General features: G+C 70.2%; 15 protein-coding genes and 1 pseudogene. 4 read left to right on the forward strand and 12 right to left on the reverse strand.

Annotated features, from left to right (window positions below; all coding sequences use genetic code 11):
* Positions 1-15 precede the first annotated feature (15 nt).
* Positions 16-408, reverse strand: a complete 393-nt coding sequence (locus ACMXN5_RS21765; RefSeq protein ID WP_439676616.1) for an SCO5389 family protein — start codon at positions 406-408, stop codon at positions 16-18.
* Positions 409-790: 382 nt separating this feature from the next.
* Here ACMXN5_RS21765 and nucS point away from each other — a divergent pair, with 382 nt between their 5' ends.
* A complete protein-coding gene (gene nucS, locus ACMXN5_RS21770; RefSeq protein WP_078975413.1) occupies positions 791-1,450 on the forward strand; it encodes an endonuclease NucS in 660 nt (219 codons plus the stop codon).
* Positions 1,451-1,485: 35 nt separating this feature from the next.
* On the opposite strand, the gene ACMXN5_RS21775 is transcribed toward nucS, so the two are convergent.
* From ACMXN5_RS21775 to ACMXN5_RS21785, 3 genes are all read right to left on the reverse strand, one after another.
* Positions 1,486-1,971 carry a hypothetical protein gene (locus ACMXN5_RS21775; protein ID WP_439676617.1) on the reverse strand — a complete coding sequence of 162 codons (486 nt, stop codon included), beginning with the start codon at positions 1,969-1,971 and terminating at the stop codon, positions 1,486-1,488.
* Positions 1,972-2,065: 94 nt separating this feature from the next.
* On the reverse strand, positions 2,066-3,748 hold the full coding sequence (locus ACMXN5_RS21780) for an alpha/beta hydrolase (protein ID WP_439676618.1): 1,683 nt from the start codon (positions 3,746-3,748) through the stop codon (positions 2,066-2,068).
* A gap of 2 nt (positions 3,749-3,750) precedes the next feature.
* Positions 3,751-4,185 carry a hypothetical protein gene (locus ACMXN5_RS21785; RefSeq protein ID WP_439676619.1) on the reverse strand — a complete coding sequence of 145 codons (435 nt, stop codon included), beginning with the start codon at positions 4,183-4,185 and terminating at the stop codon, positions 3,751-3,753.
* A gap of 157 nt (positions 4,186-4,342) precedes the next feature.
* On the opposite strand from ACMXN5_RS21785, the gene ACMXN5_RS21790 reads away from it, so the two are divergent.
* From ACMXN5_RS21790 to ACMXN5_RS21800, 3 genes and pseudogenes are all read left to right on the forward strand, one after another.
* Positions 4,343-5,422, forward strand: a complete 1,080-nt coding sequence (locus tag ACMXN5_RS21790; RefSeq protein ID WP_439676620.1) for a MerR family transcriptional regulator — start codon at positions 4,343-4,345, stop codon at positions 5,420-5,422.
* 4 nt (positions 5,423-5,426) lie between these two features.
* A pseudogene (locus tag ACMXN5_RS21795) lies at positions 5,427-5,586 on the forward strand (TetR/AcrR family transcriptional regulator); the annotation flags it as partial.
* Positions 5,587-5,917: 331 nt separating this feature from the next.
* Positions 5,918-6,271: a hypothetical protein gene (locus tag ACMXN5_RS21800; RefSeq protein ID WP_439676621.1), complete on the forward strand. Its 354-nt coding sequence runs from the start codon at positions 5,918-5,920 to the stop codon at positions 6,269-6,271.
* A gap of 25 nt (positions 6,272-6,296) precedes the next feature.
* Here ACMXN5_RS21800 and ACMXN5_RS21805 read toward each other — a convergent pair whose 3' ends face one another.
* From ACMXN5_RS21805 to ACMXN5_RS21840, 8 genes are all read right to left on the reverse strand, one after another.
* A complete protein-coding gene (locus tag ACMXN5_RS21805; RefSeq protein WP_439676622.1) occupies positions 6,297-6,776 on the reverse strand; it encodes an SAM-dependent methyltransferase in 480 nt (159 codons plus the stop codon).
* Positions 6,777-6,793: 17 nt separating this feature from the next.
* Positions 6,794-7,381 carry a GTP-binding protein gene (locus ACMXN5_RS21810; RefSeq protein WP_395788660.1) on the reverse strand — a complete coding sequence of 196 codons (588 nt, stop codon included), beginning with the start codon at positions 7,379-7,381 and terminating at the stop codon, positions 6,794-6,796.
* A gap of 46 nt (positions 7,382-7,427) precedes the next feature.
* Entirely contained in the window at positions 7,428-7,847 is a 420-nt protein-coding gene (locus ACMXN5_RS21815) for a DUF742 domain-containing protein (protein WP_439676623.1), read from the reverse strand.
* Positions 7,822-8,277, reverse strand: coding sequence for a roadblock/LC7 domain-containing protein (locus ACMXN5_RS21820; RefSeq protein ID WP_078975402.1), 456 nt, complete (start codon positions 8,275-8,277; stop codon positions 7,822-7,824). Before ACMXN5_RS21820 ends, ACMXN5_RS21815 begins: the two co-directional genes overlap by 26 nt.
* Complete coding sequence (locus ACMXN5_RS21825) at positions 8,274-10,136, reverse strand: ATP-binding protein (RefSeq protein ID WP_439676624.1); 1,863 nt, start codon at positions 10,134-10,136, stop codon at positions 8,274-8,276. The genes ACMXN5_RS21820 and ACMXN5_RS21825 overlap by 4 nt, the downstream gene beginning before the upstream one ends.
* A gap of 307 nt (positions 10,137-10,443) precedes the next feature.
* Positions 10,444-11,409, reverse strand: a complete 966-nt coding sequence (locus ACMXN5_RS21830) for an ABC transporter permease (RefSeq protein WP_439676625.1) — start codon at positions 11,407-11,409, stop codon at positions 10,444-10,446.
* Positions 11,410-11,412: 3 nt separating this feature from the next.
* Entirely contained in the window at positions 11,413-12,513 is a 1,101-nt protein-coding gene (locus tag ACMXN5_RS21835) for an ABC transporter ATP-binding protein (RefSeq protein ID WP_126637283.1), read from the reverse strand.
* A gap of 178 nt (positions 12,514-12,691) precedes the next feature.
* A complete protein-coding gene (locus ACMXN5_RS21840; RefSeq protein WP_439676626.1) occupies positions 12,692-14,224 on the reverse strand; it encodes an AI-2E family transporter in 1,533 nt (510 codons plus the stop codon).
* Between the last annotated feature and the right edge of the window lie 69 nt (positions 14,225-14,293).

Genomic DNA, 14,293 nt, shown 5'->3' on the forward strand with positions numbered 1-14,293 from the left:
GGTGCCGATGCGGGATCAGCAGTCGCGCAGGGTCGGTGACTGGTTGAGCAACTGGCCGCGGATCGAGGTGAACTTCGCGTACCGGTCCGCGTCCAGGCCCTCGATCGGGAAGACCGCGACCCGGTGGCAGTTCTGGAACGCGAGTTTGACCCCGAAGTGCCGTTCCATCGAGCCGCGGATCGCGTCCGAGGCCAGGGCGCGCAACAGTTGCCCACGCTCGGACTCGGTGGCGGGCGGCACCTGGTTGTCCGCGAACGGGCCGCCGTCCACCCGCAGTTGTGTCGCCAGGGCGGCGACGAGATTCCAGGCGTAGGGCAGCGAGTCACGCACGCAGTCGACGAACTCCGCCTCGTCGACCTCACCCTGTTCGGCCTGCTCCAACAGCTTCGGAGGCACATCGAGCGACATCGGTGCTCCTTCCGGCCGGGACGTACGCAAGTTCGCCCGGCGGTTCGGGTCGTGTCTCGTACGTGGCAGTGGCTGGTGGCACACGTGCATAGCCCACGGCACGCCCCGAACGCGCATCCGCCCGGCCCGCACCGTCTCCGGACTCACCGTAGGTCATCGCCTACGCATTGCTCCAGAGCGAACCGGAGGTGAACGCGGCTCGGGCGAGGGCACGCGCCCGGCGGGCCACTCCCCCGTTCGATCGTCGTGCCGTGTCCGCGACGGCGGTCATGCGTGGTGTTCGACGTGGTCGAAGGTCGGCACGATGAGGTGCGTCACACGGGTCGCGGCCGGGGCCGGGGGATGGCCGAGGGAGGGGCTTCGGAGGCGGTAGCGTCGGGGCATGCGTCTCGTCATCGCCCGTTGCTCCGTGGACTACGTCGGGCGACTCACCGCCCACCTGCCGTCCGCCCCTCGGCTCATTCTGGTCAAGTCGGACGGGAGCGTGTCCATTCACGCCGACGACCGCGCGTACAAGCCGCTGAACTGGATGAGTCCGCCGTGCACCCTCAAGGAAGGGGACGGCGTGTGGACGGTGATCAACAAGGGCGGCGAGAAGTTGATCATCACGATCGAGGAAGTCCTCCACGACACCTCGCACGAGCTGGGTATCGACCCCGGCCTGGTCAAGGACGGCGTCGAGGCGCACCTCCAGGAACTGCTGGCCGACCGCCTCGACGCGCTCGGCGCGGGCTGGACGCTGATCCGCCGCGAATACCCCACCCCGATCGGCCCGGTGGACATCCTGTGCCGGGACGCGGACGGCACCACCGTGGCGGTGGAGATCAAACGCCGGGGCGAGATCGACGGCGTCGAACAACTCACCCGCTACCTCGAACTCCTCAACCGGGACACGCTGATCGCCCCGGTCAAGGGCGTCTTCGCGGCCCAGGAGATCAAGCCCCAGGCGAGGGTCCTGGCGGTCGACCGGGGCATCACGTGCGTGACGCTGGACTACAACGCGCTGCGGGGCACCGAGGACGACAAGCTGAAGTTGTTCTGACGGCGGGCGGGGCCTTGCCCGCCGGCGCGTCACGCCTATGAGGTTCGATCGGCGGGCGGCTCCTGAGGGCTGCCGTCCGCCGATGCCGTCGGTCGGGCCAGGCACGGGCCGGCAACCATGATCATCACTTCCTCCGCCGATGCCGTCGATTGCAAAATGATCGAGAATCCATCCGCGGGCTTCATCGCCGTCACGTTGCCCGCACCTTTTCCGGCGGTCGTCGCCGTCTCGAATTTTCGTACTCGGAATCCCATTCCTTCGATGGTGGCGCGAGCCTGCCGGAATACCGTCTCCTGCTGCCGTGCCGGCACCGTGACGTTTTGGATGCGCAGTACGGTGAAGGTCTTCTCGATCGAATCCTTCCCGCTCATCACCTCTCCGCACGGGGACACATTGAACGACGGCGCACGATCGACGGCGCGGGCTCTGATGCCCTCGATGACCAGCCGCGTGTATTCCTCGGCGGTGGCTCTGGCCTGATCCTCGGACATTTCGGGGACCTTGACTTCCTGCCTGTTCACGGAATCTCCACACCCCGAAGCCGGACTCAATACCAACACCGCAGACAAGGCCGTGAATATGCCGGCCAGACGGCGTGCGATCACGATGCGCGCCCTACTTGACGTGTGGTCGGTTCAGCGGATTCGGATCGTTGTACATACCCGTCACGATCTTGCCCTGGTTGAGCAGGCTTTCGCCGCCGGTATCCCAGTATCCGCTGTGGCCGTCGGCATCGCCTTGCAGGAGCTTCCCGCCGAATGCCTCGTCCGTCGGGCCGACCCGGTCGTCGCTGCCGATGAAGGCGTCGGCGACCATGTCGAATAGGCTCGGCTCCTTGTCGGTGCCGTGTTTTGCGCTTCCCAGGTCGACGACGGCCTGGTCTTCGTCGAGCTTTACCGGTGAGCGGTCCGCCCACACGTGGCCCGGGTCGATTTTCAGGTCCTCGGCGCGTTTGACGTGTATTCCGGGACTGCCCAGGGCCACGATGTCGTCGGCCGCCAGTCCACCGGTCTTCGCCGCGTCGCCGACGAGTGCGGTTCCGTAACTGTGGCCGATGACCGTGATGTGATGATCGTTGCCCTGGGCGCGGACTCCACCGACGAAGGAGTCCAGTCGCGGGGCCCCTTCTTCGGAGCGCGCCCATCCGGCCATGCTGCCGATCCCCTCTTTCTCCGGTGCGTCGTAGTCGAGCCAGAAGATCGACGCCACACCGCTTTTCCCGTCCGTCAAACCCACCGCGGTGTCCCGGATCCGCTCCGCCCGGGTGATCCCGCCCGCGAGATTGTCGGCCACCGTGGCGCCGGTCCCGGGGACCAGCACAACGACGTGCTTTTCCTTGTCCGGATCGCCGACGGACATGATCACCTGGCCGTCGAGGAATTTGTCCCCGAACTTCAGCAGCATCAATTCCTTGCCCGGCGGTCGAGCGTAGCCGGCGACCAACACCTTCTTGATCTTCGTGAGGTTTTCCCACTCGTGTTTGTCGTGGTCGGGGGATTTGCCGCCGGCCAGTGCCGGGGCGAGTTCGGTCAGGCGTTGGTCCAGGGCGGTGCGGTTGGCCGTGTCGCGAACGGCTGCCGGGAGGCCGTCCATGCTGCCCAGTCGGCGCGGATATGCGGCCAGGTACAGGGCTCGCTGTTCCTCGGACAGGCCGCGCCACCAGGCCGCCGTTTGCGTGGGATCCAGGTTCGGGACCGGGCCCACACCGTAGAGCCCGGCCACGCGCCGAGTGTCCTCGACGCTGTTCTGCCAGGAGTCCGGCCGGGTTTCCGCGACGTCGGCCGGCATCAGCGTGGTCAGTGTCGCGGCGAATTTGGCGTCGGCCTCGCTCGCCTGGCGCAACAGTGTGTCGAATCGGGCCACGAAGCCTTCGATGGCGCTCTGTTGCCGTGCCGCGTCCGCCGGAGTGGGGTTGCCGGCCGCTCCGGGCGGGACGGCATACACGGTGTATCCGCCCGGGTTTTCCGCGATCCGGAGACCGGAGGTCTCGGCCTCCTGGATGGTCGCGCGGAACATCGCCTGAATCGCGGGCAGTTCGGATGCCGCACGTTCGGCCGCGATACCGATGGTCTGCGCCTGGCTTGCGGAGACGGCGATTTGTCGAACCGTCACTTCGAGGTCCCGGTCGGCTGTTCCGGCGGCCTGCCCCCTCCATCCGGCCGCTTCCACACCGTCGTTGACCCCGGTCCGGAATGTGTTCTCCAGTTCGGCGAGTTTGCCGGCGGTGGTCCTCCAGGTGCGGGCGGATTCCCGCCAGCTCTCGAAGTTCGCGGCCCTGAGCTCGGTGAAGCCGACCATGGTTACGACCCCGCCGTGAAGTCGGTGGCGACGTTCGTCTCGGTCTGCGCGTACTTCGTTCGCGTGCGGTAGATCCTGTCGGCCCCCGCCTGCGCCCGGTCGGCGAGGTGGGCGATCGCGCCGCCCCACTCGCGGCTCAGCTCGCCCAGCTGGAAACCGGTCATGAACCCCGGTGTTCCCGCCGGCGGGCCGTGGTTGATGTCCGCGCCCAGACTTCTCAGTTCCACGGCCACCGAGACCGCCCTGCCAGCGGCCGGGGCCAGCTCTTCGATTTTGACCCGGAAGGAGGAATCCGAGGGTGCCGCCAAGGTGGCGTGAGAGGGCTCCGCCGGCGGAATGATGCCGCTCTTCGGGGCGCCGCTCATCGGATCGGTACGAAAATACTCCGGCGACAGGGCTCGATTTACGGTTGTGTCGGCGATTTCCTGCTCGGGCATGCCGGTATTCTCCCGCGCGCCTTCCGTGTGGATTTGCCGGTAAATCTGACAATTCAGCAGAAGGTGTGTCGGTCGAGCGTTCGACGGCATCGCCGGGCCGGCGTCGGATCCCGACCGGTGTTGACCTTCGAGCCGGATGAAGCCCAAGGATGTCGGGATGCCGGATACCGAGTTGATGCCGATCGGGGCCTTCGCCCGACACAGTGGTCTGACCTCGAGTGCGCTGCGGTTCTATGCGGACTCCGGGTTGCTGCACCCTGCCGAGGTCGATCCCGTCTCGGGCTATCGCTACTACAGCGCCGACCAGGTGGCGCGGGCCACGGCGCTGCGTCGACTGCGTGAGATCGCGATGCCGCTTGCCGAGGTCGACGCCGTCCTCGATGCCGGACCCGAGGAGGCGTCGCGGCTGATCGACGAGCATGTCGCCAAGGTGCTCGCGGATGCGGAGGCGGCGCGGCGGAAGGCCGCCGTGGTCAAGTCCTCGTTGGCGGGGGCGCCGACCGGCGTGCCGATCGCCGCCCTGAAGGGGCCGGTACTGGCCGACGCGATCGAACAAGTCCTGACCGCGACCGTACGGGAGCCGGGCGTGCCGGTACTCGGCGGCGTGCGCGTCGAGGCGAACCGGGAGGCGATCACTCTGACCGCAACCGACCGCTACCGCCTCTCGATACGAACCCTGGCGCCCGCCGAGGCGCCGACCACACCGTGGGCGGCGACGGTCGCGGGCGACGATCTGCGAGCCGCCGCCGCGGCCGTCCGGCGCAGCGCGTTGGTGCGGATCGAGGCGACCGCGCATGGGATGTGGCTACGGCCGGCGGGCGGTGAGGACCGGCATTGCCGGTTGTTGTCCGAGGAGTTCCCGGATTACCGGTCGATGCTCGCCTCGCTGCCTGCGGCCGGCACCCGCCTGACGATCGGGAAGAACGCACTGCTGCGCGCCTTGGCGGAGCATCCCGGCGAGCGGATCACGTGGCACGTGACCCGCCGCGGGATCGATGTCCCGTCGATCGGCGACGGGCATCCGGATATCGCGATTCCGGCCGCCGTGACGGGGCGGGACCTTCGCATCGTGTTCGAACTGACCACCCTCTACCCGGCCGTCGGCACCGCGATCGGCCCCGATGTGATGCTCGACCTGAGGGGACCCGACCAGCCCGTCACGATCCGCTCCGCCGACCGCGGTGATCTCACCACCCTGGCCATGCCGGTCGGGCCCGACCGGCATGGCTCCGCCTGAAGGGCACCTGTGGGAGCGCTCGCTTAGCCATCGCGCGGCACGACGAGCCGCGACCGGCCGTCGCGTCGGCTGTGCGGCGCACGGTCGAGCTGTGGAACGCGCACGGCACGGTCATGCGCACCGCGATCGACCTGTCGTCGACCGTGCCCGAGATCGGCGAACTGTGCCGAGGCTCCGACGGCGCCCCCGACCGGGTGCCGGCCGGGCCCACCAACGAGGTCTGGATCGACCCCGGGTACGCCCATCCGACCGCACTGGGCGTGCAGTTCCGGCTCGGCCACACGATCACCGGGCTCGACCTCGCGGGCGGCCGGATCACCGGAGCCCGCTACACCGATCCCCGAGGCGGCACCGGCACGATCGACGCGGACTGGTACGTGCTCGCCGTGCCGGTCGAGCGCGCCGTGCCGCTGATGACCCACAACTCGTGGCTGCCGACCCGGCGTTGGGCCGACTGCGTCGGCTCACCACCGACTGGATGAACGGCCTGACGGCGTGCGGCTGCACGACGTATGGCGGGAGGGGGCGGCGGCCCGACTGGGAATGACCGTGCCGCGTTTCCCCAACCTGTTCCTGCTGTATGGGCCGGGGACGAACCTGGGCCACAACTCGATCATCTACATGATCGAGAGTCAGGTGGCGTACGTGGTCCGCAGGATCCGCGACGGGCGGGTCCACGAGGTGGGCGCGGCCGAGTACGAAGCGGACCGGCGGGCGCTCGCGGCCGGCGTGGCGGGCACCGCGTTCGGGGCGGGCTGTACGAGCTGGTACAAGGGCGCCGACGGGCGGGTGACCACCAACTGGCCCTGGCACACCAACCGATACCGGTGGGCCACCCGACGCGCCTGACCACCACGACCCGACACCGCCGCGCTCAGTCGGCGTAGTAGTCGGTCATCAACTCGCTCGACCACGTTGCCTGGCGAAGCTCGCCGCGCGGGCCGAACTCGGCGAGATAGGGCTTGAGATCGAGCACCGGCGTGCCGTCGACCGCATCGAGGCCGCGCACGTGGACGTCCAGGCCGTCCACCCGCTCCAGTGAACAGCGGGAGACGGCAAGGCGGTTCGGGCGGTTCTTGCCGCGCTGGGCGAAGATGCCGACGAGCGGCCAGGCCGGATTGCCGCGCGGCCGGCGGGCGCCGGTCTCGACGGCGGTGTCCGGGACCCGGTGGAAGTGGAAGACCACCTCCAGGTGGGAGAAGTCGTCAAGGCCGAACAGCGCCTCGGGGCCGAAGCGTTCACCGTCCAGGCGGATCACCGAGGATACGTTCCCCCAGTGATCGTCCACGAGTTCCACGCGCGGGGCAGACACCCGCCCGATCGCACGCAGGGTGATGTCGGGCAGCGGTGCCACGGGTGTGCTCCCTCCCGTTACGGGGTCAGGTCCAGGGCGTGGACGACCAACTCGGCCAGCGCGTTCACCGCGCTCTCCCGGTCCCGCGCGTCGCATTCGGTCATCGGCGTGCGCGGGCCGATCGACAACGCGTCGCGCAGGTCCTCCTCCGGATAGCGCGGCGCGCCGTCGAAGAGGTTGACCGCGACCACGAACGGGATCCCGGAACGCTCGAAGTAGTCCACCGCCGGGAAACTGTCCTCCAGCCGGCGGGTGTCCACCAGGACGATCGCGCCCACCGCGCCGCGCACCAGGTCGTCCCACATGAACCAGAACCGGTTCTGCCCCGGGGTGCCGAACAGGTAGAGCACCAGGTCGGCTTCCAGGGTGATCCGGCCGAAGTCCATCGCGACCGTGGTGGTGCGCTTCTCCGGCAGGCCGGACAGGTCGTCGACGTCCTCGCTCATCACCGTCATGACCGACTCGGTGGTCAGCGGCGGGATCTCCGACACGGCGGCCACCAGCGTGGTCTTGCCGACGCCGAAACCGCCCGCGACCACGATCTTGGTCGAGGTGATCGGCGGCCCCTCGCCGATCCGCCGACCGGACGCGCCCGCGGCCGGCATCGGAATGGCCGGGACCTCGTCGCCGAGGCCGCCGACACCGCCGAGGTCAAATCTTGCGTAGTCCACCGAGCACCCTCTCCAGCAGCGCACGATCGGGTCGGCCGGCCTCGTGCTCGGCCTGGTACACACTGATCCGGCCCTGCGAGGCCAGGTCGCTGATCAACACCCGGACCACACCGAGCGGCATGTGCAGGATCGCCGCCACCTCCGCCACCGACCGCACGCCGCGGCACAGGTGCACGATGCGGGCCACCTCGGGCATGTCGCCGGTCTCGTCCTGCGGGCAGTCCAGGGTGGTGACGAGCGTTTCGACCAGCAGCACGTGGCCGTAGCGGGTCCGGCCGCGGGTCAGCGTGTAGGGACGCACGCGCGAGGTGCGACCGCTTGGTTCGGGACGGGCCGGAAAACCCCCTGCGTCGTCGTAGTCGGAATAACCGCCGTCAGGAGCCAACGCGACCACCTCCACGGTCCTGGTGCATCTGTGCGCGCAGGGCCGGCGTCAGGACGTGGCCGGCGCGCCGAACGAACGAGGTCATCTGGTAGGCGATCACGCCCAGATCGGCGGACCCGCCCGCGTGCACGCCCAGACAGGAGCCGTCGCTGATCGACATCGCCACGACGTAGCCCTCGGCCATCGTGACGATCTCCTGGCGGACCGCGCCCATGTCGAGCACCCGCGAGGTGCCCTCGGCCAGGGCCACCAGGCCGCTGACGATCGCGCCGAGTTGCTCCTCGGCGTCACCGGCGGCGCCGGCCGCCTCCGGGCCGCGCGCGCTGGCCAGCATCAGGCCGTCGGAGGAGACCAGGACCACCTCGCGGACCCCCGGGACATCCCCGGCCAGCCCGGCCACCAGCCAGTCGACATCGCGGGCCGTGGTGCCATTCGATCCGGTCACCGGTCTCCACCTCCTGTCTCCTCCCGCACGTCCGGCGGGAAGGTGGGTTCTTCGTCGGTCGACACGATCGGCCCGGACGAGCGGATCGGACCGGTCGGTTCGTCCTCCCGGCGGGCCGCCTCCAGACCTTCCTGAAAGCCCGTCAGCCGTCGGCGCAGTTCGTCGGCCGAAAGCGTTGCGGTGTCCCGGGCGGGGTCCGCAGCGGATGTGATCGCGAACGCGCCGCTGTCGTCGCCCGTCGTCAGCCGCTTGGGTAGACCGCGCCGGGTACGACCGACCGCGGAGGCCGCGGGGCCCGTGCCGTCCCCGCCGATCGCCGGCCGCGGCGCGACAGGCGGCGTCGCGGCGGCGGTCTTCGCCGTCGCACTCTTCGGCGCCACGCTCTTCGCGGTCGCACTCCGCGCCGCCGTGCCCTTGCCTGCCGGGGTCCCCGCCGCCGTGCCCTCCGCCGCGGCGGTCCTCGGCGCCGCGGCCGCGTTCGCCACCGGCGCCGGGTTCGCGCGACGCGCGGGCGGCGCGGCCTCGGGGCGCGCCGTCGACCCGGTCGCCTCGAACAGCGCGCCCGGCGCGACCAGTTTCGCCGCCGGCGCCTCCGGGACGGGCGGATTGGCCGCCGGGGTGCGTTTGGGCAGGCCCTTGGGCGTCTTGACCGGCGGCGCGGCGTCCTCGCGGGGCACGATCGGCCCACGCGGCGCGGCGGTCGCGGACCGGGGACGTTCGGCGGCGGGGGCAGCAGTCGGCGCGGCACCGGCCGGCGCGGGCGTCTCGGTCGCGGGCAGCGCGAGCCGGGCCGCGCCGGGCGGGATGGCCCGAGCACCCGGCGTCACGCCGGGGATGGCCATCCGGTCCCGCTCGCGCTCCTGCTCGCGGTCGCGCTCGGCGGAGAACTCGGCGGGCGAGGGCCCCAGGCCGTGGAAGGTCGAGGCGGGGATCACCACGACGGCGCTCAGGCCACCCTGCGGGCGGGGCCGCAACTGCACCCTGATCCCGTGCCGTCGGGCCAGCCGGCCCACCACGAACACGCCCAGGCCGCCGGCGCCGCCGGCCGCCTCCTCCTCGGTGCTGTCCCGCTCGATCTGCGAGTTCAACTCGGTGAGCCGGTCCGCCGGTACGCCGATCCCGTTGTCGTCCACCGACAACACGACCTCGCCGTTCTCCAGCGTCCAGCCGCCGATCTCCACCCGGGACTCCGGCGCCGAGTAGGCGGCGGCGTTCTCCAGGAGTTCGGCCAGCAGGTGGCCCACGTCGTCGGCGGCGCGTCCGAGCACGTCGGCGCGCGGCACGTGGCCGACGTCGATCCGCTCGTAGCGCTCGATCTCCGAGACACCGGCGCGGACCACGTCCAGGAGCGGGATCGCCGGTCGCCGGCCGCGCCGTTCGTCCGCGTCCGCGAGGACCAGCAGGTTCTCGCTGTTGCGGCGCATCCGGGTGGCCAGGTGGTCGAGCCGGAACAGGTCCTGCAGGCGCTGGGGTTCGTCCTCGCCGTGTTCCAGCTTCTCGATCAGGTCCAGTTGGCGCTCGACCAGGGTCAGCGTGCGCATCGACAGGTTGACGAACACGTCGTGCACCCGGCCGCGCATCAGCGTTTCCTCGTCGGCGAGCGCCGCCCGCCCGCGCAACAGCTCGGTGTGCTCCGCCTCGAGCCGGGCGCGTTCGGCCTCCAGGCGGGCGCTCTCCGCGGCCTGACGTACGGTCAACTCACGCAGTCGGGCGATGCGCTGCTCGGCGACGCGATGCCGCAACCACGCGGCGATCGAGGACAGCGCGACGGCGGCGGTCAGCAGCGTGCCCGCGAGGGCCGACTCCCACAGTGTGTCGGTGTCCCCCAGCAGGACGATGGCGGTCGCGATCCCCGCCAACGCGAAGACGGCCGCCGCGGAACCGAACCCCGCGGCCGGTCCGCCGGCCGAGCGCCGGCTCCGGTGAACGGGTTCCGGAACGCGTACGGGTGCCGCGTCCGCCGCGTCGGGTGTTCCTGGATCCCCCTGCCCATACATGAGACGTGAGCATATCGTCGGACCCTCTTTTGATGTGGTTTCCGAAGCTACGCGAGTCGGCCCGAAAACGGCCGAAAAGGCCCCACCCGACACATGTCGGGTGAGACCTTTTCGGTATACGGAGCAACTTTTTTGACGATCGGTCAGGCAAATGCCCCAACCGACCCGATCACACGTCGCGCGAGCGCAGCCGGATCCCGCCGGCGATCAGCACGATCGCCGCGTAGGCCGCGATCAGCAACAGCGAGGGCCACGCGCCCGGACCACCGTCGTCGCCGTCCCCGCCGATCAGCTTGCCCAGCGCGAACATCGGCGAGTACTCCATGACCTTCGAGCCCACCGAGTGCGGCAGGAACGGCCCGATGATCATCGGCAGCAGGATGGCCCCCATCAGCGCGGTGATCGCGCCCGCCGAGTGCCGCAGCAGCACCCCGAGCCCGAGCCCGAACAGGCCGATCACGGCCAGGTAGAGCGAACTGCCGACGACGCTGCGGAAAAGGTCCACGTCGGCGGTGGAGTCGCCGATCCTGGAGGTGAACATCGCCTTGCCGAGCACCGCGGTGATCCCGATCGTGACCAGACCGACCACGAACATCAGGCCCGCGAACACCACGCCCTTGGCGACCAGCACCTGGATGCGGCGCGGGTACGCGGTCAGCGTGGTGCGGATCATGCCCGTCGTGTACTCGGCGGAGATGGTCAACACGCCCAGCGTCGCGGCGGCGAGCTGGGCGACGATCACGCCGATCAGCGAGATGCTGACGTAGTCGTCGTCGGGCTTCGGGTTGGCCAACCCGGCGATCAGCATGCCCAGACCCAGGATCAGCGCGACCATCACGATCAGGGTCCACACCGTGGAGCGCACCGTGCGGATCTTGGTCCACTCGGAGAGCAACACCCGGCCGAAGCCCGCGTTGCCACCGCCGATGTTGCCGCCGACGTGCGGGGGATGACCCGCCTGCTGCCCGGGCGGGAACTGCTGACCGGGCAGCTGCTGCGCCTGCATCTGCTGCCCGGGAAACTGCTGACCCGGCGCCTGCTGCGCCTGCATGTGCTGGTGCATCGGGGCCGGTTGGCCCTGCGGGAGTAGGTGCGGCGGGCCCTGGGGCATCGGGGGCGGAGTGTTCTGTGCCATCGCTCAGCCCTCGCTTCCGTTGGATCGCGGCATGGACGGGGACGGGGCGCCGGCGGGCGCGCCCCACGGGGCGCCGGGCGCGCCCTGCTGCGCGTACCCGGGCGGCGGACCGGCGAACTGCGGGCCGCCCTGCTGCGGGTATCCGGGCGGCGGCGCCGCTCCGGGCGGACCCCAGCCCGGCGGCGGACCGCCCGGCAGGCCCGCGCGGTACTCCACGCTGTGCTGGGTCATCCGCATGTAGACCTCTTCGAGCGAGTCGAAGCGCGGCGACAACTCGTGCAGCGCGATGCCGTGTTCGGCGGCGAGGTCACCGATCACCACGGGCGACAACTCGTGCACCCGGAACGAGCCGGCCACCGCCTGGTCGGGCGTGACCGTGGCGCCCTTGGCCTGGAGCAGCGCGTTGAGCTTCTCCGCCTGCGGCGAGCGCACCACGGTGAACGACTGGGAGTTCGTCTCGATGAAGTCGCGCATCGAGGTGTCGGCGATCATCCGGCCCTGACCGATCACGATCAGGTGGTCCGCCGTCACCTCCATCTCGCTCATCAGGTGACTGGAGACGAAGACGGTGCGACCCTCCGAGGCCAACTGCTTCATCAGGTTGCGGATCCACAGGATGCCCTCGGGGTCGAGCCCGTTGACCGGCTCGTCGAACATCAGGATCCCGGGATCGCCGAGCAGCGCCGAGGCGATGCCGAGCCGCTGGCCCATGCCGAGCGAGAAGCCCCCCGCGCGCTTCTTGGCGACCTGGGTCAGGCCGACCATCCCGAGCACCTCGTCGACCCGACGGTTCGGGATGCCGTTGCTCTGCGCGAGACACAGCAGGTGGTTGTACGCGGTCCGGCCACCGTGCATCGCCTTGGCGTCGAGCAGTGCGCCCATCTCCCGCAACGGGGCCTGGACGTGGTCGTACGGGCGGCCGTTGACCGTGACGTTGCCCCCGGTCGGCGTGTCCAGCCCGAGGATCATCCGCATGGTGGTCGATTTGCCGGCCCCGTTGGGGCCGAGGAAGCCGGTCACCGAGCCCGGACGCACCTGGAAGGAAAGCTGATCCACCGCCAGCTTGTTTCCGTAGCGTTTGGTGAGCCCTCTTGCTTCGATCATCTGTTGCCGCACTCCCAGGAAGACTTCGGGGGGATGGTGCCGGACCGACTGTCGAGCCGACCGGGCTTCGAGCTTAGGCCCGAACCCCCGCTGCCGACGGCCGCCGTACGACGGGCCCGTGTTGGGACATGGGTTCGAGGGAAGTCCCGCAAGTCATCCCAGAGGACGATTGACAAGCTCAGACCTGATTCTGGCGAGGCGTGACCACTTCGCGCAGAATGAGCAGGACGGCCGCCGCGATCGGAATCGCGAGCAGCGCCCCGGTCACCCCGAGCAGCGCGCCGCCCACCAGAGCCGCGATCACGGTGATCGCCGGCGGCACGTTCACGGCGCGGTTCATCACACGCGGATAGATCAGATAGTTCTCGAACTGCTGGTAGGCCAGGAAGAAGATCACGCAGGTGAGCGCCTTGCCGGGGGAGTCGAAGAAGACCACGACCGACACCACCGCCGCGCCCACCGTGGCGCCGATCATCGGGATCAGGTCGGTGATCGCGATCACCAGGGCCAGCGGCAGCGCGTAGTCGTTGCCCAGGATCATCAGGAAGATGAACGAGGACAGGCCCGCGCAGGTGGCCACGATCAGCGCGCCGTTCACGTAGCCGCCGATCCCGGACAGGATCTCGTCGCCGAGCAGCCGCACCCGGGCCCGGCGCGACTTCGGGAACAGGTTGTACAGGTGCTCCTTGATGCTGGGCAGCGCGCCCAGGAAGTACAGCGTCAGGACGATCACGGTGAGCGTGTCGAACACCGAGGTCAGCACCATCTTGCCGAAGCCCCACAAACCGCCCGCCACGTTCTCCGCCGTGTTGGCGTTGGCGGCCCAGTCCTTGGCCCGGTTCACCAGGTCGTACTTCTCGTCCAGCTGCCGGAATCTCTCGTTGTTCCGCAGCTCGGTGAGGCTGTCGGGGATCGAGTTGATCAGGCTCGACGTCTGCTCGACCAGCGGCTGGGCGATCGCGGTGACGAAGGCCGCGGCGAAGAGGACGAACCCGAACGCGACGGTGCACACCGCCCAGCGTCGGGGCATGCCGCGCTTTTCGAGGCGTTCGACGAACGGGTTCAGGCCCGCGGCCAGGAAGAACGAGATCAGGATGATGATCAGGACGTGCTGGATACCCATCACGGCCTGGGCCAGGAACCACGCGGTGATCAGGCCGAGTCCGCCGAGGAAGCCGATGTAGAACGGCGAGGACCGGCGCAGCGGGCGACCCGGCTCGCCGAACCGTGAGCCGACGCCGGTCCACGGCTGGACCCGGGTGGCGGCCTTGGCGTCGTCGGGGGCGGGGGAGGGTACGCCGGGGGCGGCGGCCGGGTCCGGGGCGGTCGGGGATGCCGCCGGGCCGGGTTCGGCCGTCGCGACCTGGGCGGGCACCCGGGCGGGGGTCGCGTCGGTGCTCTTGCCGGTGGCGTGGTCGCCGACCGACGCGTCGACGGAGGCCCGCGCCGCCGCCGTGTCGGTCGTCCCGTCGGTGGTGTCGCCGCTGTCGCTACCGCCCGGAGACGCCTCCGCCGTGCTCCCGGCGGGCGTGCCGCCCGGGGTCGGTCCGGCGGTGGTCGTGCCCGCGTCCGCCGCCGAAGGCGCCCCGGTGGGCCCCGCGTCCGCGCTCGGCGCGGTCGCAGGTGCTCCCGTGGATGCCCCGTCCCCGTCCCCGGCCGGTGTCGGCTTCCCCGGTCTGCGGCGCGGTCGGATGTTGCCCAGTCGGCCCATGGCCCCGTACTCCTCGTCCCCTGGCCGGGCCGTCGGCGGCCCGGATCCGGATGTGCCCGCGCCGACGCG

This window comes from Embleya australiensis, from assembly GCF_051903075.1.
Classification (GTDB): Bacteria; Actinomycetota; Actinomycetes; order Streptomycetales; family Streptomycetaceae; genus Embleya.

Bases quoted from the DNA above. Each gene is read 5' to 3' on its own strand.
- ACMXN5_RS21840 (WP_439676626.1), bottom strand. From the start codon at position 14,224: ATGGGCCGACTGGGCAACATCCGACCGCGCCGCAGACCGGGGAAGCCG.
- ACMXN5_RS21790 (WP_439676620.1), top strand. From the start codon at position 4,343: ATGCCGGATACCGAGTTGATGCCGATCGGGGCCTTCGCCCGACACAGT.
- ACMXN5_RS21810 (WP_395788660.1), bottom strand. From the start codon at position 7,381: ATGCCGGCCGCGGGCGCGTCCGGTCGGCGGATCGGCGAGGGGCCGCCG.
- ACMXN5_RS21785 (WP_439676619.1), bottom strand. From the start codon at position 4,185: ATGCCCGAGCAGGAAATCGCCGACACAACCGTAAATCGAGCCCTGTCG.
- ACMXN5_RS21830 (WP_439676625.1), bottom strand. From the start codon at position 11,409: ATGGCACAGAACACTCCGCCCCCGATGCCCCAGGGCCCGCCGCACCTA.
- ACMXN5_RS21765 (WP_439676616.1), bottom strand. From the start codon at position 408: ATGTCGCTCGATGTGCCTCCGAAGCTGTTGGAGCAGGCCGAACAGGGT.
- ACMXN5_RS21835 (WP_126637283.1), bottom strand. From the start codon at position 12,513: ATGATCGAAGCAAGAGGGCTCACCAAACGCTACGGAAACAAGCTGGCG.
- nucS (WP_078975413.1), top strand. From the start codon at position 791: ATGCGTCTCGTCATCGCCCGTTGCTCCGTGGACTACGTCGGGCGACTC.
- ACMXN5_RS21780 (WP_439676618.1), bottom strand. From the start codon at position 3,748: ATGGTCGGCTTCACCGAGCTCAGGGCCGCGAACTTCGAGAGCTGGCGG.